The sequence below is a fragment of the Streptomyces sp. NBC_00083 genome (assembly GCF_026343295.1).
Classification (GTDB): Bacteria; Actinomycetota; Actinomycetes; order Streptomycetales; family Streptomycetaceae; genus Streptomyces.
Genome location: NZ_JAPELY010000001.1, coordinates 3,406,903 through 3,425,676 on the forward strand (window position 1 = coordinate 3,406,903; position 18,774 = coordinate 3,425,676).

Annotated in this window: 17 protein-coding genes and 1 pseudogene; 10 read left to right on the forward strand and 8 right to left on the reverse strand. The window is 69.2% G+C overall.

The genetic code is table 11. The features are described from left to right. Positions 1-2: 2 nt before the first annotated feature. Entirely contained in the window at positions 3-1,130 is a 1,128-nt protein-coding gene (locus tag OOJ98_RS15275) for an MsnO8 family LLM class oxidoreductase (RefSeq protein WP_267055231.1), read from the forward strand. Positions 1,131-1,145: 15 nt separating this feature from the next. Here OOJ98_RS15275 and OOJ98_RS15280 read toward each other — a convergent pair whose 3' ends face one another. Then, positions 1,146-1,664, reverse strand: coding sequence for a winged helix-turn-helix domain-containing protein (locus OOJ98_RS15280; protein ID WP_267055232.1), 519 nt, complete (start codon positions 1,662-1,664; stop codon positions 1,146-1,148). Between the two features lie 821 nt (positions 1,665-2,485). Here OOJ98_RS15280 and OOJ98_RS15285 point away from each other — a divergent pair. Both OOJ98_RS15285 and OOJ98_RS15290 read left to right on the forward strand, forming a co-directional pair. Continuing rightward, the gene (locus tag OOJ98_RS15285; protein ID WP_267055233.1) at positions 2,486-3,076 is read left to right on the forward strand and encodes a potassium channel family protein; all 591 of its coding nucleotides are present in this window, start codon (positions 2,486-2,488) and stop codon (positions 3,074-3,076) included. A gap of 553 nt (positions 3,077-3,629) precedes the next feature. Continuing rightward, positions 3,630-4,025, forward strand: coding sequence for an ATP-binding protein (locus OOJ98_RS15290; protein ID WP_267055234.1), 396 nt, complete (start codon positions 3,630-3,632; stop codon positions 4,023-4,025). A gap of 104 nt (positions 4,026-4,129) precedes the next feature. Here OOJ98_RS15290 and OOJ98_RS15295 read toward each other — a convergent pair whose 3' ends face one another. Beyond that, positions 4,130-4,756: a TetR/AcrR family transcriptional regulator C-terminal domain-containing protein gene (locus tag OOJ98_RS15295; protein ID WP_267055235.1), complete on the reverse strand. Its 627-nt coding sequence runs from the start codon at positions 4,754-4,756 to the stop codon at positions 4,130-4,132. Positions 4,757-4,821: 65 nt separating this feature from the next. On the opposite strand from OOJ98_RS15295, the gene OOJ98_RS15300 reads away from it, so the two are divergent. Continuing rightward, positions 4,822-6,309, forward strand: a complete 1,488-nt coding sequence (locus OOJ98_RS15300; RefSeq protein WP_267055236.1) for an FAD-dependent monooxygenase — start codon at positions 4,822-4,824, stop codon at positions 6,307-6,309. A 303-nt stretch (positions 6,310-6,612) separates the two neighbouring features. Here OOJ98_RS15300 and OOJ98_RS15305 read toward each other — a convergent pair whose 3' ends face one another. Beyond that, entirely contained in the window at positions 6,613-6,978 is a 366-nt protein-coding gene (locus OOJ98_RS15305; protein ID WP_267055237.1) for a DoxX family protein, read from the reverse strand. 60 nt (positions 6,979-7,038) lie between these two features. On the opposite strand from OOJ98_RS15305, the gene OOJ98_RS15310 reads away from it, so the two are divergent. Further along, entirely contained in the window at positions 7,039-7,920 is an 882-nt protein-coding gene (locus OOJ98_RS15310) for a LysR family transcriptional regulator (protein ID WP_267055238.1), read from the forward strand. A gap of 827 nt (positions 7,921-8,747) precedes the next feature. On the opposite strand, the gene OOJ98_RS15315 is transcribed toward OOJ98_RS15310, so the two are convergent. Next, the gene (locus OOJ98_RS15315; protein ID WP_267055239.1) at positions 8,748-9,788 is read right to left on the reverse strand and encodes an epoxide hydrolase family protein; all 1,041 of its coding nucleotides are present in this window, start codon (positions 9,786-9,788) and stop codon (positions 8,748-8,750) included. 37 nt (positions 9,789-9,825) lie between these two features. On the opposite strand from OOJ98_RS15315, the gene OOJ98_RS15320 reads away from it, so the two are divergent. Continuing rightward, positions 9,826-10,386, forward strand: a complete 561-nt coding sequence (locus OOJ98_RS15320) for a TetR/AcrR family transcriptional regulator (protein WP_267055240.1) — start codon at positions 9,826-9,828, stop codon at positions 10,384-10,386. Positions 10,387-10,595: 209 nt separating this feature from the next. Here OOJ98_RS15320 and OOJ98_RS15325 read toward each other — a convergent pair. Continuing rightward, positions 10,596-10,784, reverse strand: a pseudogene (locus OOJ98_RS15325) (IS5/IS1182 family transposase); the annotation flags it as partial. 941 nt (positions 10,785-11,725) lie between these two features. Between OOJ98_RS15325 and OOJ98_RS15330 the strand changes: the two are divergent. From OOJ98_RS15330 to OOJ98_RS15345, 4 genes are all read left to right on the forward strand, one after another. Next, entirely contained in the window at positions 11,726-12,538 is an 813-nt protein-coding gene (locus OOJ98_RS15330) for an amidohydrolase family protein (RefSeq protein ID WP_267055241.1), read from the forward strand. Positions 12,539-13,433: 895 nt separating this feature from the next. Continuing rightward, positions 13,434-14,117 (forward strand): hypothetical protein, encoded by a 684-nt coding sequence (locus OOJ98_RS15335; protein ID WP_323177898.1) that lies wholly within the window; start codon positions 13,434-13,436, stop codon positions 14,115-14,117. 168 nt (positions 14,118-14,285) lie between these two features. Beyond that, positions 14,286-14,966 carry a sigma-70 family RNA polymerase sigma factor gene (locus OOJ98_RS15340; protein ID WP_267055649.1) on the forward strand — a complete coding sequence of 227 codons (681 nt, stop codon included), beginning with the start codon at positions 14,286-14,288 and terminating at the stop codon, positions 14,964-14,966. 289 nt (positions 14,967-15,255) lie between these two features. Next, positions 15,256-15,849 (forward strand): DJ-1/PfpI family protein, encoded by a 594-nt coding sequence (locus OOJ98_RS15345; RefSeq protein ID WP_267055243.1) that lies wholly within the window; start codon positions 15,256-15,258, stop codon positions 15,847-15,849. Here OOJ98_RS15345 and OOJ98_RS15350 read toward each other — a convergent pair. The 3 genes from OOJ98_RS15350 to OOJ98_RS15360 form a co-directional block, all read right to left on the reverse strand. After that, entirely contained in the window at positions 15,842-16,645 is an 804-nt protein-coding gene (locus OOJ98_RS15350; protein WP_267055244.1) for an ABC transporter ATP-binding protein, read from the reverse strand. The two genes, OOJ98_RS15345 and OOJ98_RS15350, sit on opposite strands and share 8 nt — an antisense overlap. After that, the gene (locus OOJ98_RS15355; protein WP_267055650.1) at positions 16,642-17,607 is read right to left on the reverse strand and encodes an iron ABC transporter permease; all 966 of its coding nucleotides are present in this window, start codon (positions 17,605-17,607) and stop codon (positions 16,642-16,644) included. Before OOJ98_RS15355 ends, OOJ98_RS15350 begins: the two co-directional genes overlap by 4 nt. A gap of 77 nt (positions 17,608-17,684) precedes the next feature. Beyond that, positions 17,685-18,713 carry an ABC transporter substrate-binding protein gene (locus tag OOJ98_RS15360; RefSeq protein ID WP_267055245.1) on the reverse strand — a complete coding sequence of 343 codons (1,029 nt, stop codon included), beginning with the start codon at positions 18,711-18,713 and terminating at the stop codon, positions 17,685-17,687. Positions 18,714-18,774 lie beyond the last annotated feature (61 nt).

The following is an 18,774-nucleotide window of genomic DNA, read 5'->3' on the forward strand; positions in this document are numbered from 1 at the left end:
ATATGTCCGGCATCCATCTCGGAGTCCTCGACCTCATACCGATCCCATCCGGCTCCACCGCCGCGGACGCGCTGCGCAACACCATCGACCTCGCGCAGCAGACCGAGCGGTTCGGCTACACCCGGTACTGGTTCGCCGAGCACCACCTCAACCCGGGTGTGGCCGGGACCTCGCCCGCCGTCGTACTCGCCCTGACCGCCTCCGCGACCTCCACGATCAGGATCGGGTCCGGGGCCGTACAGCTCGGCCACCGCACCGCCATGTCGACCGTCGAGGAGTTCGGACTGATCGACGCCCTGCACCCCGGACGGCTCGATCTCGGCCTCGGCCGCTCGGGCGGCCGGCCACCGGGACGGACCGAGGGCCCCCTGCCGACCACGATCCCCGTCGTCGACGGGCGCGCTCCCAACGGCCTGAGGATCCCGCCACGGTTCTCCTTCGAGCACCTGGTCGGGTCGCCGCGCTTCCTGGCCCAGCAACACCTGTTGCGCCAGCCGGACGCGCGCGCCCAGGACTACGGCGAGCAGGTCGACGACATCCTCGCGCTCCTGCGGGGCGACTACCGCTCCAGGGACGGCATCGACGTCCATGCCGTCCCTGGCGAGGGCGCCGATGTGGAGGTGTGGATCCTGGGCAGCAGCGGCGGCCAGAGCGCGGAGGTCGCGGGCCGCAACGGCCTGCGCTTCGTGGCCAATTACCACGTCAGCCCGGCCACCGTACTGGAGGCGGCGGAGGGCTACCGCGCCGCGTTCCAGCCGTCCGACCACCTCGACAAGCCGTACGTCAGTGTGTCGGCGGACGTCGTGGTCGCCGAGGACGACGAAACCGCCCGGGAACTGGCCGCGGGCTACGGTCCGTGGGTCCGCAGCATCCGCACCGCCGAGGGTGCCATCCCCTTCCCGACCCCGGCCGAGGCACGCGCCCACCCCTGGACCGAGGAGGACCGGGCCCTGGTCGCCGACCGGGTCGACACCCAGTTCGTCGGCTCTCCGGCGCGGGTCGCCGACCAACTGGAACAACTGCAGGAGGCCACCGGCGCCGACGAGCTGATCATCACGACCATCACCCACGACCACGCCGACCGGGTGCGCTCCTACCAACTTCTCGCAGAGGAGTGGCACGGCCGGTGAGGGCGCGTGCGCCGCTCACACCGCCGGTGCCGCTGCCTCCGCCGGCGCCTCGGAGGCGAGGGCGTACCCGGTGGTGGGCGTCGTGCGGATGAGCGGCCGGTGTGTGGCGCCGAGCTTGTCGCGCAGGCTGTCGATGTGGGTGTCGACGGTGGCCAGGTCGGCCGGCGCGTTGCGCTGCCAGACCAGCTCCATGAGCCGGGCTCGGGAGAAGTCCCTGTCCGGGTTGGCCGCGAGATGGGCGAGGAGTTCGAACTCCATGCAGGTGAGCCGCAGTTGGAGCCCGTCGACCCAGGCCCGACGGCGGCCCGCGTCCACCACGAGGCGCCCGACCTGATGGCAGGGCGCCGCGGGCTGCTCGGCCGAACCGGGACGTTCGGCCGCGCGGGCCGGGGCCGTCGTCCGGAACTCGGCAAGGGTCCGGCGCCGGTGCCGGCGCTCGGCTGCGCTCGCCGGAGCGTTGCGGACGTCCGTCCGGTGTTCGTGGGTGGTGCCGCCGGAGCGGCGTGAAGTGTTGGGGACGTATACATGAGTCATGTTGTCACCTCCGTAAGGTGTCAGTGAGTGTTTGATGTGTGTGAGTGATCGATTGCCGAGGACCTGTCGCCGCGCGCGGCTCAGTACAGCCCGGATGGGCTGCACGCCGACGGATGCCTTGGCGAACAGAGTGGCGGGAGCAGGCTGAGGTGCGGTCGAGCCCCGAGCGACAGGGCCTACGCCGACGGCGCCGCGTGAGCGGGTGGGTTTACGCCGCGTGGCCGCACGGATGACGGGCCGGCCTGTACGGAGGCGGCCTGAGCGCAACGCAGTCGAGGTGGCCCAGCCCGCGGAATACGGGCGCAGCGCATGCCGTGAAAGCCGATCCGGATCCTCGGCAGGGCGGCCGAAGGGCAGGGCGCGAGCGCGGAGAACCGCGAGCGTCAGCGGATGCCGTAAGGAGACGAGTGAACGCGCTTGTGCGCGCGGAGTCGCTCCCGACTCGGACTGATGTCCATGCCCCGCCTCCTTTCCTCGGCTCCAGGACCTGCCCGCGTTCACGAGAACCCGGGGTTGCTTCCACCGTAACGGGCCGGGTGAAGCACCGAACAGGGACTAAAGACCCTTGATTGCGCGGGTGTGCAAATAAGTCCCGGATCCGGGTCGGAGGACGGCATTCGCTACGTCTCCGCTGTCGCGGGCCCGACCGGTCGGCGGGCCGTACATGGGCCGGCGCCGCTACGGCTTCGGCCTGGTCGTGGCCCGAGACGTCTCCGTTCCGGGATCGGTATGGGGTGCGTCTGGGTGGCGGGATCGGCTTGGGGTGACTCTCCTGGTGCGTAGCACCTTCTTCACGTATCGCGTATCGCGGGAGCGCCCCCATGGACCGTGCAGGCTCGGGAGTCAGCCGTCTGTCCCGGACGGTCCACGTGCTGCGCGCCCTCGCGTCGGCCGTCCTGGTGACGGCCCTGTACTACGTGGCGCCGCTCGACTGGGGCGTCGGTGTGGGCACGGTGGCGGTGCTCGTGGGGGCGCTGGTCGTGTTCGGATGGCTGCTCGCGCGGCAACTCGCCTCGATCACCCGTGCGCGCTTCCCGTGGCTGCGCGCCGTGCAGGCGCTGGCGGTCGCGGTGCCGCTCTTCCTGGTGATGTTCTCCGCCGCGTACTTCCTGCTCGCCCACGACTACCCGGAATCGTTCTCGGAGCCGCTGAGCCGGACGGCTGCGCTGTACTTCACGATCTCGGTGTTCGTGACCGTCGGCTTCGGCGACATCGTGCCGACCAGCGAGGTGGCCCGAGCGTTGACCAGCGCGCAGATGATCGTCGACCTGATCGTCCTGGCGGTGCTCGGCAAGGCGGTCTTCGGCGCCGTCCGGGTGGGCCTGCGCCGCCGAGGCCGCCCGGAGCCGGGCTACGGACTGGACCCGGGAGCGTCCGTCGAGGGCGGACCTGACGATCAAGGAAGCTCTTGATGGGCAGGTCATGAGCAGGCAGACCGGACAGCCGTCCCCATCCCACGGGTAGCCCGTCGTTCAGCCGGAGCGGGCGCTCCAGTCTCTGGTCCGGGCAGCGGAGCAAGCGGGATGAGGGCGATGCCAGAGCAGATCAAGGAACAGCTGCTGCTGTCCGCGACTTCGAGCCGTACATAGCCTCGATTGGGCGACCGACCTGCGGATCTACCCCTTCTGGCTTGAGGAGCGGCAATCTCCCACATTCACTGACCGGTAGACCGAGCTGTAGTGGAGCGCCGCAGCCGCGCCCGGTGAGGCCGAGGGGGCGGCTGCTGATCCGGGGGAGCGCGTTCCGAAGCAAGCACTAGCTCTTCAGTCCGAGTACGCCACCGCGGGCATCGACCGAACGGACGATTTCGTGACCCCGTTCAGAGGCGACAGACGCCCTGCCCGGACAGGCCGTCATGCCAGTTATCCCATGCGCGCGGACGGGAAATCTCATTACAGCGGCGACGTGCGCACCCGCGCGCCCCCCATTGCGCCCACTTGATCATCGAGAGAGGGAGACCCCGTCATGGCCTTCGCAGTACTCGACCCGGTGGAATCGACTCGGATCGATGCCCTTGCGGCTCGCGCCCAGGTCACGCATCTGATGTGCCGGCAGGCTCCTGCGACACCGCAGCACGTCGTCGACGATGCGCGTCTTGTGACGACGGAGCTGGTCACCAACGCCTTGCGGCACGGCGGGGGAGTGGAGTCGTTCATTGCGCGCGTCGTCGATGGTCGCCTGATCGTCCGTGTGGCCGACTACAGCGACACCCGTCCCGTCTCGCCGCCGCGCAGCTCCAGCGGGCCGGCGGTGGGGGGATACGGATGGGCGCTCGTGCGTCAGCTCAGTGATGAGGTGACCATTCAGAGTGGGATCGGCGGCGGCAAGTCCATCTGTGCCGTCCTCACTCTCCAGGACTGAGCTGACCTTCTCGCGTGCCTGAGCTACGGGTTGAACCTCGTGCGGGCGGTTCGGGGAGGACGGCGGCCGGGCCGGCCGCCGGCTCTCCTCGGCCAGGCGAACGTCTACCGGGCCAGGTGGGCAAGGATCGCGTCCAGCCCGAACGTGAAGCGGCTTTCGAACGCATCGTGCCCCATGTGCGCGACGACCCGGTGCAGTGCCGGGTACGTACCGGCCTCCAAGGCCTGGGCCAGCCGGTTGTCGAGCCGGCCGGGCGCGGCCTGTTCTTCCTGGACCAGCCCCAGGAGAAAGTAGATGACCGTCCACGCCGTCCAGGCGGCCTGTTCCTCGTCGGCCCCCGCTTCCAGCAGGGCGGAGATGAGGCCGTCGGCGAAACGCAACGTGTGCGGCTCGGCCGGGTAGGTCCCGGTCATCAGAGCGGCGCCGTCGCGGTGCGCGAGCAGCGCACGCCGGTACCGGTGCGCCAGTTCCCGGGCCCTGGGCAGCGGCGAAGAAGGCAGGTCCGCGTAGCCGATTTCGCCCACGATCGCGTCGGCCAGCAGCTCCAGCATTCGCGCCTTGGTCTTCATGTGCCACAGGACGGTGTTCATGCGCACCCCCAGGGCGTCGGCCACCGCCCGGGTCGACAGACCCTCCAGTCCCCGTTCCTCCAGTACCTGGAGTGCGGCATCGATCACGGCCGCGCGCGTGAGCCGGCCTGCGGCGTCTTCCCTGCCTTGCTTCTTGGTCACTGACCTAGTTTACTTCCCATCGGATCTTGGTCACTGACCAATGGGACGAGTGAGGGAGAAGAATCATGAGCTACGAGGTCGTCGTCGCCGGAGGCGGGCCCGTGGGTCTGTGGCTGGCCGCGGAACTTCGCCGCTGCGCAATCACCGTGGTGGTCATCGAAACGCGCACCGAACGCGACACCCGCTCCCGCGCTCTGACCGTGCACCCCCGCACCATCGAGACGTTCGCCTCCCGCGGCGCACACGCTCCCTTCATCACAGAGAGCGTGCCGCTGCCCGGCGGGCACTTCGGCGCACTGGACACCCGGCTGGACTTCCGCCGCCTCCCCAGTCCCTTCCCCCACACGCTCGTCCTGCCGCAGCAGCGCACCGAGGCACTGCTGGAACAGCAGGCGCTCGAACTGGGGGCGACCATCCTGCGCGGTCACGAAGTCACAGGCCTGAGCGAGGGACCAGACGGCATCCGTGTACAGGTCCAGACCCCCAATGGGCTCCTCACCATGGAGGCGGCCTACCTGGTGGGTTGCGACGGCGCACGCAGCACCGTACGCAAGGCTGCCGCCGTCGACTTCCCCGGTACCCCGGCCACCGTGTTCGGCTGGCTCGGCGACGTCGTACTCGATGAGCCCCCGGCTCCAGGCCACAGCTGCTTCGGCCCGGCCGGGACCCTGATGGTCGCGCCGATGCCCGGCGGCCTCCACCGTCTCGTCGGCCTCACGCCCCGCGACATCGCCACCACCTGGCCCGGCGACCTGACCCTGGAGGAGCTGCGCGAAAACGTCATCACCATGGCTGGGACCGACTTCGGCATGCGCGACCCTGTCTGGCTCTCCCGCTTCGGCAACGCCACCCGGCTGGCCGCCCAGTACCGCAAGGGCCGCGTCTTCCTCGCCGGCGACGCCGCGCACCAGCACTTCCCCGCTGGCGGAGTCGGTATGAACGTCGGCATCCAGGACGCCGCCAACCTCGCCTGGAAGCTAGGCGCCGTGCTCAACGGCTGGGCCCCCGACACACTCCTGGACACCTACCACGGCGAACGCCACCAGGTCGGCGTCGACCTCACCGAAACCAGCCGCGCCCAAGTCGCCCTCATGACCGCCTTCACCCCGGAGGGACTCGCCCTTCGCGGCCTGCTCGGCCAACTGATCGCGGGCCTGCCCGAGCTCAACGACCGTCTTGCCGCCCAGGTCAGTTCCCTCTCCGTCGCCTACCGGCCGACCGCACCCGACGCCCACCCGCTGACCGGCACCCGCGCCGACGACCTCGCCGTCGACGACACCGGCCTGTTCGCCCTGCTGCGCGCCGACGGCTACCTATTGCTCGACCTGACCAGCAGCCCGGACCGGCCCCTCCACCACCTCGCCCGGCCCGGCCTGCGCGTGCACACCGCCACTCCGCACCTTCTCCCGCCCGACTGGTCCGGCATACGTGCCGCCCTCATTCGCCCCGACGGCCACGTCGCCTGGGCAGGCACAGACAGCCACGACGCGACGCTCGTCAACGACCTCTCCGCCGTCCTCGCCACTACCCACCGGAAGCCATCCGGCTCGTAACCATCCAGCACAGGGCCCGCGCCCGGCTGCCCCGGCCGAACTGCGCCGCTCTGGATGGGCGACCTCTGGTGGGGCGTCAGGCGGCAGTGCGACTTCTCGGCCGGGGTGCACGGTGTCGACGCCGTCCTCAAAGCGGCCGCATCGCGTGGCGAAGTGCGGCGGCGACGGTCGGGCTCCCGTTGCTCCGGTCGAGGGATCCGACTTCCAGCTCAACGCCGGGAATGTGCACCTCCGCAGGGACTTCCTGGAAGACAGCGTCGCCAACTGAGTCGCCCACATGGGTGAGGACCAGGCCCACCTGGGTCAGGCAGACACGCTCCATGCCAGCGAGGCGACCGCAGTCGCGAAGTAGAAACCGGGAAACGCGAGGTTGTACAGCACGCGGGTACGCAGATGAAAGGCGAGCGCGCCCAGGTAGAGCAGTACGAGACCGCAGGCTGCGACGACGCCGACGGGGCGCAGCGCGGCGCTGAAGAGACCGAGGAGGAGGCCCGCCGCACCAGCCAGTTTGAGGGCGGCCAGCCGTGGCAGCCAGGTTCGAGGGACTCCTACCTCCGCCGAGTTGGCCAGTACGAAGCGTGCTCCGGCGAGATCGGCGGCGGCGACAGCGACGTTGAGGGCGGCGGTGAGCAGGGTAACGACGAAGAGCGTGAGCTGTGTACCGGTCATGCTTTGAGGGTGTGCGCGGATCTCGGCACCGTCCAATACCTGCTTCTATAACCTGGCGGCATGGACGTGGACACGCGCTTGCTCCGGTACTTCGCCGCGGTGGCGGAGGAGGGCAGCCTGACGGGGGCGGCGGAAAGGCTGTTCGTCTCGCAGCCCGCGCTGACTAAGCAGATACGGCGCCTGGAGGACGATCTCGGGGTGCGCCTCTTCGTGCGATCGCGGTCCGGGATGGCCTTGACCGAGGCCGGTCGTGAACTCGCCTCGCGGGTACCCGCGGTGCTGGACGGCTGGGACGAGGCAGTGCAGGCGACCGCCCGATCGGCACGGGTACTGCGCCTGGGTTTCCTGGACGCAGGCGCGGTGGGTGCCGTCGCCGAGGTCATCGCCGGCTTCCGCCGAGCGCAGCCGGAGTGGCGGGTGGAATTGCGGCAGTTCGACTGGTCCGACCCGAGCGCCGGCCTGGCCCGGGGTGAGGCGGACGCGGCAGTGGTGCGATTGCCGTTTCCGGGTCAGGAACGTTTTTCGGTACGCGAGCTGTTCGTCGAGGAGCGCGGGGTGCTGCTACCAGCTCGGCACCCGCTGGCGCACAACGAGACGGTGGAGTTCCGGGAGTTGTGGGACGAGCCGTTCGTATCGGCCGGGGTCGAGACCGGAGCCTGGAGGGAGCACTGGCTGGCGGTGGGGGAGCGGGACGGTCACCCCGTCCGGATCGGCGCCGTCACAAGCCGCCCCGATGAGTGGCTCGGAGCCGTCGCTGCCGGCTGCGTGGCGCTGGCACCGGAGTCGGCGTCCCGCTACTACTCCCACCCCGACGTCGTGTTCCGCCCGGTCCGGGGCGTCTCACCCAGCCGCGTCGGATTGGCCCGGCCTCGGGGAAGGACGCACGAGGCATCCCTGGATGAGCTGCTGAAGGCCATCACCCGTCGGCTGAAACGGAGTTGACGACGGGGCCGAAGGCAACGAGACCGCTGTCTTTGATCATTTGACGGAGGAATTGAGCTCCTCAAGCCGGAAGGAACTCCCGAACTCCCGGAACCTATGCCAACGTTGAGGTGGTGCTGCACAAATGAGAGATCCGAAGGTGATTGCGCTTGGTCTTCGCGAGCGCGCGATGCGTGGTGACGACACGGTGGATATTGCGCTGTGGGTAAGGGGAGAGCTTGGTAGTGAGACCACCTTCTTCGCTTTCGTCAGCTGCTTCTTCCATGGTCTGAGAGTTCCTGTCTCTGCGATCAGGGAGCTCGAGGGATGGAGGGGTGTGGGAGGAACCCGTGACGTGTCGGATGCGGAAGTGCGAAGGAGTCTGGACCCGTATGTCCTTCCGCTCAGGCACCAGCTGCCAGAGTGCGGGGAGTCGGAGTGAGGGCCTCTGGGGCGACGTGAGGAACCAGCTTTGCCTCATCCTCAACTCGCCTACCGCGCAGCCGAATTGGCACCAAATTCGGAACGTGGTGGTCCTCGGGCGGCGATCGTCGGCAGCGGGCTGGTCGCTGGGCTCAGCGGAACCTGGCCCGGACGGTCTGCGTGGGGGAGGCCATCCCCGACCACCGCCCCGATGGGCGGGCGCGACCGGTCAAGGTGCTTGACGCGCACGCCCTTCCACCCGCGAGGACGTCTGAGATCGCCGTACTGACGTCCACCCGCATCAGAGCTGGCCCGGCCCGGCCCGAACGCCCAACTGGACAAGGACCGTGAGCACCCTGGTGCCGGAGCGGAGCGCCGCAGCCCCTTCCGGGGCCCGAGTGCCGCATGCATCGGCAGGCTCCGTCTCAGCCGCCGAGCTTGACCGCACGATGTACGTCCCCCGCGTAGGCCTCGGGCTGTTCCCAGGCTGCGAAGTGGCCGCCCGCAGTGTGTTCCACGTAGTCGCAGTTGTTCAGGAACGCCTCGGCGTAGCTCCGCGGTTCCGGTTTGGTGTCGCGCGGGAACACGGAGAGCACGGTCGGTGTATCGATGCGGCCAGGGAGGGTGGCTGGTTCGACATAGGTGGCGAACGAGGTGCCGATCGTGCCGGTGACCCAGTAGGCGGTGGTCCAGGTGAGGAGCTCGTCTGTGGTGAAGGCCGACTCGTCGGACCAGGCCTCCAGTTTCTCGGTGATCCACGCTGCGAGGCCGGCGGGTGAGTCGCCGAGGGCGACGGCGAGCGTGTTCGGCCGCGTCGACTGCTGGGCGATGTAGCCGCCCTCGGCCCGGAACCACTGTGCCGACCGGGCGAGGTAAGCAGCCGCGTCGGGCGCGAGGGTCGCTGGGTCCGCCGTGAGCGCACGCAGCGGGGCGATGTTCGTGAGGTGCAGGGCAGCCACGCGGTCCGGGTGCTCGGCCGCGAGGATCTCCGCGACGGTGCCGCCCACGTCGCCGCCGGACACCGTGTACCGCGCGTAGCCGAGTTCATCGAGAGCATCCGCAATGATTCCGGCGATCCGGTTGGCCGACATGCCGGGACTGACGAGTGGGGCCGCGAACGGGAAGCCCGGGAGCGCGGGCACCACCACATGCAGGTCCGTGAGTAAAGGCAGGACGCGCTCGAACCGCAGTACCGAGTCCGGCCAGCCGTGCAGCAGCACAACCACGGGAGCATCGGGATCAGCGGATCGCTGGTGGATTACGCGCAGCTCGGTGTCGCCCGCCTGCACCGCCTCCCAGGGGTGGGCGCGAATGCGGCGCTCGTGCATGCCCCAGTCGTACCCGTTCGCCCAGCGTTCCAGGAGCTCGTCGAGGTGGGTGTCGCTGATGCCGCGCGTACCGTCGTTGCTCCACGGGGCCGTGACACGCCGCGTCCGGTGGAGTCGTTCTCGCATCTCGTCGTTCATGTGTATCAGCGTACACATTATGTGTATGATCGTATACATGACTTCGCGAAATGCGGCCGCCACCAGACAGCGGATCCTGGAGCACGCGCAACGCCAGTTCGCCCAGCACGGGTACGCGGCGACCACGGTCAAGGGCGTGGCCGACACGGCCGGCGTGTCGCCCAATCTCGTCACGCGCTACTTCGGCGGCAAGGACGGCCTTTTCCTGGCGGCGACCCGTGTGGAGATCCCGGTCTCCGACTCATTCGACGGCGACCGTTCCACGCTGGGTGCGCGCCTCGCGGCGAGCATCGTCGAGCGCTGGTTCGAGGCCCCCGGGGACGATCCGCTGCTCGTGCTGCAACGCGCGTCCGGCGAACGCCCGCAGGCGGCGGAGGAATTGGCCGCGTTCCTTGACGCGAACTCGCTGGAGCCGCTGCACCGCTACCTGCGAGACAGCGGCCTGGACGACGAGGAGGCTCGTAGCCGAGCCGCAGCGATCGACGCCTTCGTGCTCGGCGTCTCGACCCGCCGCAGGGTCCTGCGCTGCGGACTGGGCGACCCTGCTGGTCTCCAGTCCTGGCTGAGCGCCACCATCCAACGCCTCGCCGACGGCTGATGCACGACAGTAAAGGGGCAATGCGTGGCGGCAGCGCCCCGGGCCATGCGGGAGGTCCGGGGCTGCGTCATGCGTGCGCTGGCTCGTGACCCCAGTGCCACCCACTGATGGTTGTACAGCGAGGTTCTGCCTCGTATCAAACAGATGGTGCTGCAGGTGAGTTGGAGGAGTTCAAGGTGGAGGTCGCCGTGTATCTCGCCAATCCCGGGGCGCCAGGCCGTCACTCCGCTGCCGCCGATCTGTTCCGCGGAAACGTCGCGCGAGCTCACACGCTAGAGCAGCACATAGACGATTCGGCGAAGCGCGTTGCGGTCGTCCACCGGCAACCGACCGGGATACCGGTGCCGCCGGGGCAGATACACCGGCAACCGCGGACCAACACGTTCCCCCAAGTCATCAAGCTCTGGACCGGAAGCCGCACAGCCGATCCTGCCGACACCTCACCGGACTCACGAACCACCAGGCGAAGTTCATGCTGAGACCATCAGTTATGCGGGATCATGCAGTATGAATCATCTGGGCGAGGTGCACATCCGCAACTGGACGCTGCGATGGATGGCTCTCCTCGCGGCCGACCTCCAGGATCAGCTTGCCTGGCTGGGGATGCGTGAGTTGGAGACGGGGTCGGTTGTTGAAGAGGTGGGGCTCCTCTGCCGAACCTCAGAAGGGCTTGCGCAGCGCGGGGTTTTGGAACCCGATGATCTGCGCGTTCTTCAGGCCATTGGCCTTTTGCTCGGCGAAATCGATGCCACCTGTCGCGCCAGCCTCTGGGGCAGTGCCCTGGCCGCAGATCCGGCCTGGGAGCGAATACGTGCTCTCGCCCGCCAATTTCTTCTCACGACGCAGGGTGACTGGACCACGGCGGCCCTACCCGCTATCAACGGGAGCCGTACATCGCGAAGCGCTGGGGGAGAGTCACACAGGCCGCCTCGACGGGCTCAGTGATCACCCGCGTGCGGGCCCACGGCTAGGCAACTGCTGACACCCGTGCCTGAACTGGGAACGCACTCGCCTAGGTGCGGCTCGGCGCCCTACCTCGCCTGTGTCCACGAGCGGTGCTTCTGATCTGTGCCTCATGCGCGCACCGCGTCCACTGCGCGATCTTCACCCACGCACCGGCCCCCGCGCCCCGCATGGCCGCGCCAGTGCGGTCAGCAGGTGGCTGAAATGGGTGGTCCGGCCGTACGTGGTGGTCTGGGCCTGGTTGCTGGCGGGCGGGGGAACCGCGGTGCTGGTGAGAGAGGTGGTTGTACGCGGTGCCCAGGGATAGGGTCGCGTTAAGCGTTCGCTTAGCGTGTCGCATCCGCGGCGGGCACCGTGAGAGAGGCGAAGGAGTCCGATGCCGGTTATCGACGTGTGGATGCAGCACCCGACGCTCCGTCACTCCAACCATGAGATGTTCGAGTCGCTGCGCCAGTGGACCAGACAAGGTCTGTTGGAGGAGCCCTTGCCGGTCAGGGCGACGGTGGCCGCGATGGCCGCGGCGGACGTCGAGATCGGTCTCTCCGCGGCCTGGTACGGCCCTCAGGGGCCACTCATCAGCAACGATGAGGTGGCCGCCTTCGTCGCCGAGTCCCAGGGGCGGCTGCGCGGGGTGGCCGGCGCGGATCTCACCCGCCCGGTCCAGGCGGTGCGGGAACTGAGGCGCGCGGTCGAGGAACTCGGCTTCGTAGCCCTGCGGATCGTTCCGTGGCTGTGGCAACTCCCGCCCACCGACCGGCTGTACTACCCGCTGTATGCCGCCTGCGTGGAACTCGGCATCCCCTTCTGCACCCAGGTAGGTCACACCGGCCCGCTGCGTCCGTCCGAGACCGGTCGCCCCATTCCCTACATCGACCAGGTCGCGCTGGACTTCCCCGAGCTGACCATCGTGTGCGGGCACATCGGGTATCCGTGGACCACGGAGATGATCGCGGTCGCCGACAAGCACGCCAACGTGTACATGGACACCAGCGCCTATACCACCCGCCGCTACCCGCGCGAGCTGGTCGACTACCTGCGCGGCCGGGGTCGCAGGAAGGTGCTGTTCGGCACGAACTACCCCATGATCACACCGGCCCAGGCGCTCGAGCACCTCGGTGATCTGGACCTGGAAGAGGAAACCACCGAGCTGTTCCTGTCCGGCAACGCGCGCAGGATCTTCAATCTGTGACGTGAGTGGGCTCCGGAGGGGCGGGCGCGGGAGCTTGGCTGCGTCAGAAATTCAAGACGGCGTTGGGGTGCTGGGGGCAGGGCTGGTCGAGTCCGGTGATGCGCTGGGCGCGTTCGGCGTCGAGAGGGGGGGGAGGGGGCGGCGTTCATGTACGCGTCGATAGAGAGACCGGCCGTAGTTTTACCCGGAGGTGGCCCACTTGGAGACGATGTCCTTACGGCATCGTTGTCGCCGTGGCTTTCGTCAGGGGAGCCAGGCGTGTGCGGAATGCAAGGTAGCTATAAATCCGTGCCCCGGTTCATTTTCTGCTGACGGTATGGATGCCGGCGTAGCGGTCGCGGCTGCCCGAGAAAGCCGCCCCGGGCAGGGCCAGCGCTTCGTGGCGGGCCGCGCGTTGGGCCGCCTGGCCCGCTGAGACCCGCTGGGAGGCCCTTCGGCTGGCCGGCCGGGCGGGAGTGAGGGGGCGCCCTGGTGGGTGGGGGCGTGCCGGCCGCCCGGTGTCGGTTGGGCGTCGTCCCGCGGGTATTGCCACCTGTCGGGCGACGTCGAACTTCCCTTTGTCGTGTGATCAAAGGTTCTGATGGAGGGTCATCAGCGGCGCGGCTGGATTTCTCACCTGCACCGAGGGGCGCGCTGCAACTCGGCTGCCGATCCTCGGAGTTGGCCGAATCGCGGATGGCGATCGCCTGATGTGATTCCCCTCCAGAGGGTCGGCCAGAGTGCGCGTTGAGTTCCCTGACTTGGGCACGTTTTTCCTCACACCTCCTTCTTTGAGTGGGGTACCCCGTGAATTCGCGTACTGATCCGTAACGGCCGCACTGCGGATGCGAGGATGTAGCCAGTCATGGATGCCGGGTGGTGTGCACGAACGGTACGGGCCGCAGTGTTCGCGGCCATGTGCGTGCTGCTCGCTGCCGTGGGGCACATCCTGATGTCGGACTGCACTGTGCCCTGGTGGGCGCTGCTGGCAGGGTTCGTGACCACCGGTGGCGCCGGCTGGCTGGTGGCCGGCCGGGAACGCGGGCCGACCCTGATCGTCACGCTCGTGGTCGGAGCGCAGACCGTGCTCCACTGGGGATTCGCGCTCGCGCAGTCCGCGGAGGCGGGGGCCGTTACGGGCCCGGCCGGCGAGGGAATGGGCGCGATGGGGATGGGCTCCATGTCCATGAGCTCCATGCCCATGGGTTCAGGACCCATGAGTGGCATGCACGCGCACTCCATGTCCATGCCGATGCACATGGATATGGGCAGCTCGGCTCACGCGGGCGTCGTTGAGGGTGGACTGGGGCACTGGCTGGCGAGTGGTGTGCCGTCGTGGGGCATGTCAGGGGCTCACCTGGTGACCGCGGTGCTGTGCGGCCTGTGGCTGGGGTACGGCGAGCGGGTCGCCTACCGGCTGTTGCGCGCCGTGGCCGGGTGGCTGGCCGCGCCGCTGCGGCTGGTGCTCACTCTGCCCGCCCTGCCGCGCCGGCCGAGGCGTCTGGCGCGGCGGAACCGTTCGCGCTGGGTGCCGTACCGGCTTCATCTCGTCCATGCGATCACCACTCGGGGACCTCCCACGAGGACCGCTGTCGTCTAGAACAGCAGTCTGCCCGAGGCGGAATTCATGGTGTCGTCGACACCTCGCCTCGGTTCGCGGCCGTGCCCGCGCGCACCGCCGCCGTCCCCTTGTTTGCTGGAACCGGCGCGTCCGTGTGCCGCTGTTCCACGCGTGATTCGTGAAGGACACAAGGTGCTTGCTCCTGCCCTGCCCGCATTACGCGGGCTCCGCGAGAAACGTAGGAAACACGAGAACACCCCGGAGGTCGACGAACTGATCACGGGATGGGCCCTGGCGGCCCGCAGCGGCGACGCCGAGGCGGTGGAGCGGTTCATCCGGGCCCTGCACCACGACGTGAAGCGCTACGTCGCGCACTTGAGCGCGGACCCGCAGTCGGCGGACGACCTGACCCAGGAGACGTTCATCCGGGCGCTGGGCAGTCTGCACCGCTTCGAGGGACGCTCCTCGGCTCGGGCCTGGCTGCTGTCGATCGCGCGTCGTGCGGTGATCGACGACTTCCGGCGCGCCGCCGCTCGGCCCCGTCTGGCCGACCGTCATGACTGGCGGCGGGCCGCCGAACAGACCCAGCCGGTGGACCTGCCGGGGTTCGAGGAGGGCATCGCGCTCCTCGACCTCCTCGCCGCGCTGCCGGAGGAGCGCCGCGAGGCGTTCCTCCTGACCCAGCTGCTGGGTCTGTCGTACGCGGAAGCGGCCGATGTCACCGACTGCCCCGTCGGGACGATCCGGTCCCGGGTGGCCCGCGCCCGCGTGACGCTGCTGGAACTCCTCGCCGAGCCGGAGGAGCCCTGTCCGAAGATCGGTGATCCGCTGCCGGCCATCGGCCCGGCCCCCTGCGTGGTAGCCGTTCCGACAGCCGTGGCAGCCTGACCAGGAGGCTCGGCGCGTTCCCCGGCGGGGTACGCACCGAGCCTCTACATCTCGCCCAACTCACCCAATTGAGGAGCGAGTTACTGAGGCTTCGTCTCCTGATGGGCCTTTCCTGCCCCGAAGTGGAGTCGGCACCCGGGCCACCCCGATGGGGTCGGCGCCGATGCAACGATGCGCACGTCATTCGTTCGGGTTCTTCGGTCGCCCCATAGCGTCCCGGCGCCGCCACTCGTGACAGGTTGGGGCCCGAACTGGTCGGCCCGCAGGGAGAGTGGGTGAGCTCGTCGGCATGGATACGTCTGTGACCGTCGGTGTCTTCGTGTTCGATGACGCCGAGGAACTGGATGTCGTAGGTCCGTGGGAGGTTCTGGGTTTCTGGGGCGCGCACGTCGCTGCGGCGCCCGTCCGCCTCGTCACGGTCGGCCGGGAGGAGGGGTGGGTGCGCTGCGCCAAGGGGCTTCGCCTGGGCGTGGATCACGACCGTGACGCGGTCCCCGCACTCGACGTACTGATCCACCCCGGCGGCGACGGCACACAGGTGCTGGAGAAGGACAGCGCCCATCTGGACTGGCTGAGGCAGCTGCACGCGGATGGGGTGCTGCTGGCGAGCGTGTGTACGGGCTCGCACGCGCTGGCGGCGGCCGGACTGCTGAGGGGGCGTCCCGCGACCACGCACCGGGACTTCGCCGGCACGCTGGCGGACATCGACGCCACCATCGACATCCGTGCCGGCGAGCGGTATGTGGACGATGGCGCGATCGTCACCAGCGCGGGCGTGTCCGCCGGCATCGACATGGCCTTTCACCTGGTGGAGCGGCTCGGCGGCGCCAAGGCGGCGGACGAGGTCCGCCGCGGGACGCAGTACGACCGTCCCGTCAACTGATCTTGGCCTCCGCCAGCCGGTCCACGGCAAGGGGCTGCGCCGCGTAGGTGATGCGGACGACGCCGTCGGCGTGGCGGTCCGCGGTGGCGGCCACGCCGAACACCTCACGCAGCAGTCCGGAGGTCAGTACGTCCAACACCGGCCCCGCGGCCACCACTTGGCCACAGTGGAGTGCCACGAGATGGTCGCACAGGCGAGCCGCCAGATCGAGGTCGTGCAGGACGGCGAGGGTCGTGATGCCGGTGGCCCGGATGAGATCGAGGACTTCGAAGCGCGCGCGGATGTCGAGATGGTTGGTGAGCTCGTCCAGGACGAGGAGCCGGGGCCGTTGGGCGAGTGCGCGGGCCAGCAGCACACGCTGACGTTCGCCGCCGGACAGGCGGGTGGCGTCCCGTTCGGCCATGTGCCGGATGCCGCACAGGCCGAGCGCCTCCTCCACGGCCTCGCGGTCCTCGCGACTTTCGCGGCCGACGAGTCCGTGGTGCGGGGTGCGGCCGAGGGCGACGACCTCGGAGACGCACATGCCGGTCGGGCTGCCGCCGCTGTCCTGCAGGACGGCGGCGGTGCGGCGCGCGGCGCCGCGCGCGGTCAGGGCCCACACGTCGTCGCCGTCCACCCGTACCACGCCGCGGTGGGGGCGCAGGGAGCGGTAGACGGTACGCAGCAGCGTGGACTTGCCGCTGCCGTTCGGGCCGATGAGGCCGACGATGTCGCCGGGCTGGGCCTCCAGGCTCACGCCATCGAGGATCGGGCGGTGGCCGAGTTCGACATGGATCCTGTCGATGGTGAGCTTCATACGGCGTCCAGGCTCTTGTTGCGGCGCAGCAGCCACAGGAAGAAGGGTGCCCCGAACAACGCGGTGAGGATGCCGAGGGGCAGTTCGTTGGGGCGGTTGACGGTGCGCGAGACCAGATCGACGACGACCAGGTAGATGGCGCCGACCAGGGCGGCCTGGGGGAGCAGTCTGCGATGGTCGGCGCCGGTGGTGAGGCGGACCAGGTGCGGGATCATCAGGCCGACGAAGCCGATCCCGCCGGCGACGGCGATGACCGTGCCGGTCACCAGCGAGGCCAGCGCCAGCAGCAGGGCGCGCAGGCGGTGCACGTCGACGCCGAGGGCGGTGGCGGACTCGTCGCCGACGAGCAGTGCGTTGAGCCGGCGGCCGAACAGCGTCAGGACCACGGTAGTGGTCAGGACGACGGAGGCGACGACGGGCAGCTGTCCCCACTGGGCGCCGGCGACGCTGCCGAGCATCCAGAACATGACCGTGCGCAGTTCGGTCGGGGTGGCCTGCAGCTGGAGGTAGCTGGTGGCGGCCAGGAACAAATACCCCACGGCCACTCCGGACAGGACCAGACGCGTGGGTGCGAGCCGTCCTTGTTTGCGGCCGAGGAGCAGGACCAGGGCCGCGGCGGCCGCGGCGCCGAGGAAGGCGGCGGAGGACACGCCGAGCCCGCCGAGCGCGCCACTGGTGAGGGTGATGACGAGCACGGCGCCCAGCGAGGCACCGGACGAGACGCCCAGCACATAGGGGTCGGCCAACGGGTTGGCGACGACGGCCTGGAGGACCACACCGGCGACGGCAAGACCCGCGCCGACCAGCGCGGCCAGCACGACGCGCGGCGTGCGGAAGGTCCAGACGATCTGGTCCCTGGCGGGATCCGCGGCCGTCCCGCCGCCCGTCAGGTGGTGCCAGATGATGCGCCACACCTCGCCCGCCGGCACGGTCACCGCACCGATGCCGATGGCCACGATCATGGCGCCCACCAGCACGGTCAGCAGCGCCAGCAGCACGAGGAGGGGGTGGGGGTCGAGCCTGCGCCGGTCCTTGCGCGTCAGAAATCGTCGGGGTGCAGCATCTTGGCGATCTTCTCCACGGCGAGGTCGTTGCTGGGCCCGAGATAGACCGAGTCGGACAGCACCAGGGAGCGCTCGTTCTTCGCGGCCGGCCACTGGGGGAACTCCTTGAGCAGTTTGCGGGCGTACGCCTCGGGGTCGGGGTCGTTGTAGCTGATCACCACGAGGGCGTCGACCTGCTCGGCGGCGACCTTCTCCTTGCTCAGATCGGCGAAGGCGCTGTTGGAGGTGGCGGAGAAGGCGTTGGTGCCGCCCGCCTTGGCCAGGATGTCGTTCCAGATGCCGTGGGCCGCGATGGAGCTGAAGTCGTTGCCGCCCATGCTCATGTTGGAGAACACCACCATGACGTTCGGCTTCTTCTCGCTCCTCACTTTGGCCGATACGTCGCTGATCCGTCGGCGTGACTCGGTGATGAGCTGTTCGGCACGCCCGCTCACATGGAAGATCTTCCCCAGATCGCGCAGCAGTTGATAGCTGTCGTCGACGGTCATGCGGGAGGTGTCCTGGTCACAACCCTGAGGTGAGACATAGGAGTTGGCGCCGACCGCCTTGAGGTCGTCACGGGTCGCGAAGCCGTTCTTGGCGTCGAGGCCGTACGACGTGGTCGACAGCACCAGGTCCGGGCTCAGGCCCAGCATCGCCTCGCGGGGGATGTCGTAGGCGTCGTTGAGTGCGATGTGGCCGGTGGGCAGCTTCTTGATGGCCTCGGCCCGGCCCGGCACCTCGGAGCGGCCGTACGACTGCTCGTTGGCCACGATGCGGTCGCCGAGCCCCAGTGCCAGCAGCGAGGACGCCTCGGCGACGGAGGCACCGTTCATGACGACCACCCGGCTGGGTGCCTTCGTGTAGGTGGTGGTCGTTCCGCAGTTCTTGAGGGTGACCGGATAGCCCGGGGCGCCGGCGCCCGCGGCGGCCTTGGCCGTCGGGGACGGCGAGGCCCCGCATGCCGTGGCGGCCAGGCACAGGGCGCCGGCCAGGGCCACGGCAGCGGGCCGTTTCGTCTGCACACGATCTCCTAGGGGGTGGGAGGTGCTCCACCCAAGGAGTCGGGGCGAAGGGCGCCCCAGT

Bases quoted from the DNA above. Each gene is read 5' to 3' on its own strand.
- OOJ98_RS15275 (WP_267055231.1), top strand. From the start codon at position 3: ATGTCCGGCATCCATCTCGGAGTCCTCGACCTCATACCGATCCCATCC.
- OOJ98_RS15280 (WP_267055232.1), bottom strand. From the start codon at position 1,664: ATGACTCATGTATACGTCCCCAACACTTCACGCCGCTCCGGCGGCACC.
- OOJ98_RS15285 (WP_267055233.1), top strand. From the start codon at position 2,486: ATGGACCGTGCAGGCTCGGGAGTCAGCCGTCTGTCCCGGACGGTCCAC.
- OOJ98_RS15290 (WP_267055234.1), top strand. From the start codon at position 3,630: ATGGCCTTCGCAGTACTCGACCCGGTGGAATCGACTCGGATCGATGCC.
- OOJ98_RS15300 (WP_267055236.1), top strand. From the start codon at position 4,822: ATGAGCTACGAGGTCGTCGTCGCCGGAGGCGGGCCCGTGGGTCTGTGG.
- OOJ98_RS15305 (WP_267055237.1), bottom strand. From the start codon at position 6,978: ATGACCGGTACACAGCTCACGCTCTTCGTCGTTACCCTGCTCACCGCC.
- OOJ98_RS15310 (WP_267055238.1), top strand. From the start codon at position 7,039: ATGGACGTGGACACGCGCTTGCTCCGGTACTTCGCCGCGGTGGCGGAG.
- OOJ98_RS15315 (WP_267055239.1), bottom strand. From the start codon at position 9,788: ATGAACGACGAGATGCGAGAACGACTCCACCGGACGCGGCGTGTCACG.
- OOJ98_RS15320 (WP_267055240.1), top strand. From the start codon at position 9,826: ATGACTTCGCGAAATGCGGCCGCCACCAGACAGCGGATCCTGGAGCAC.
- OOJ98_RS15330 (WP_267055241.1), top strand. From the start codon at position 11,726: ATGCCGGTTATCGACGTGTGGATGCAGCACCCGACGCTCCGTCACTCC.
- OOJ98_RS15335 (WP_323177898.1), top strand. From the start codon at position 13,434: ATGTGCGTGCTGCTCGCTGCCGTGGGGCACATCCTGATGTCGGACTGC.
- OOJ98_RS15345 (WP_267055243.1), top strand. From the start codon at position 15,256: ATGGATACGTCTGTGACCGTCGGTGTCTTCGTGTTCGATGACGCCGAG.
- OOJ98_RS15350 (WP_267055244.1), bottom strand. From the start codon at position 16,645: ATGAAGCTCACCATCGACAGGATCCATGTCGAACTCGGCCACCGCCCG.
- OOJ98_RS15355 (WP_267055650.1), bottom strand. From the start codon at position 17,607: ATGATCGTGGCCATCGGCATCGGTGCGGTGACCGTGCCGGCGGGCGAG.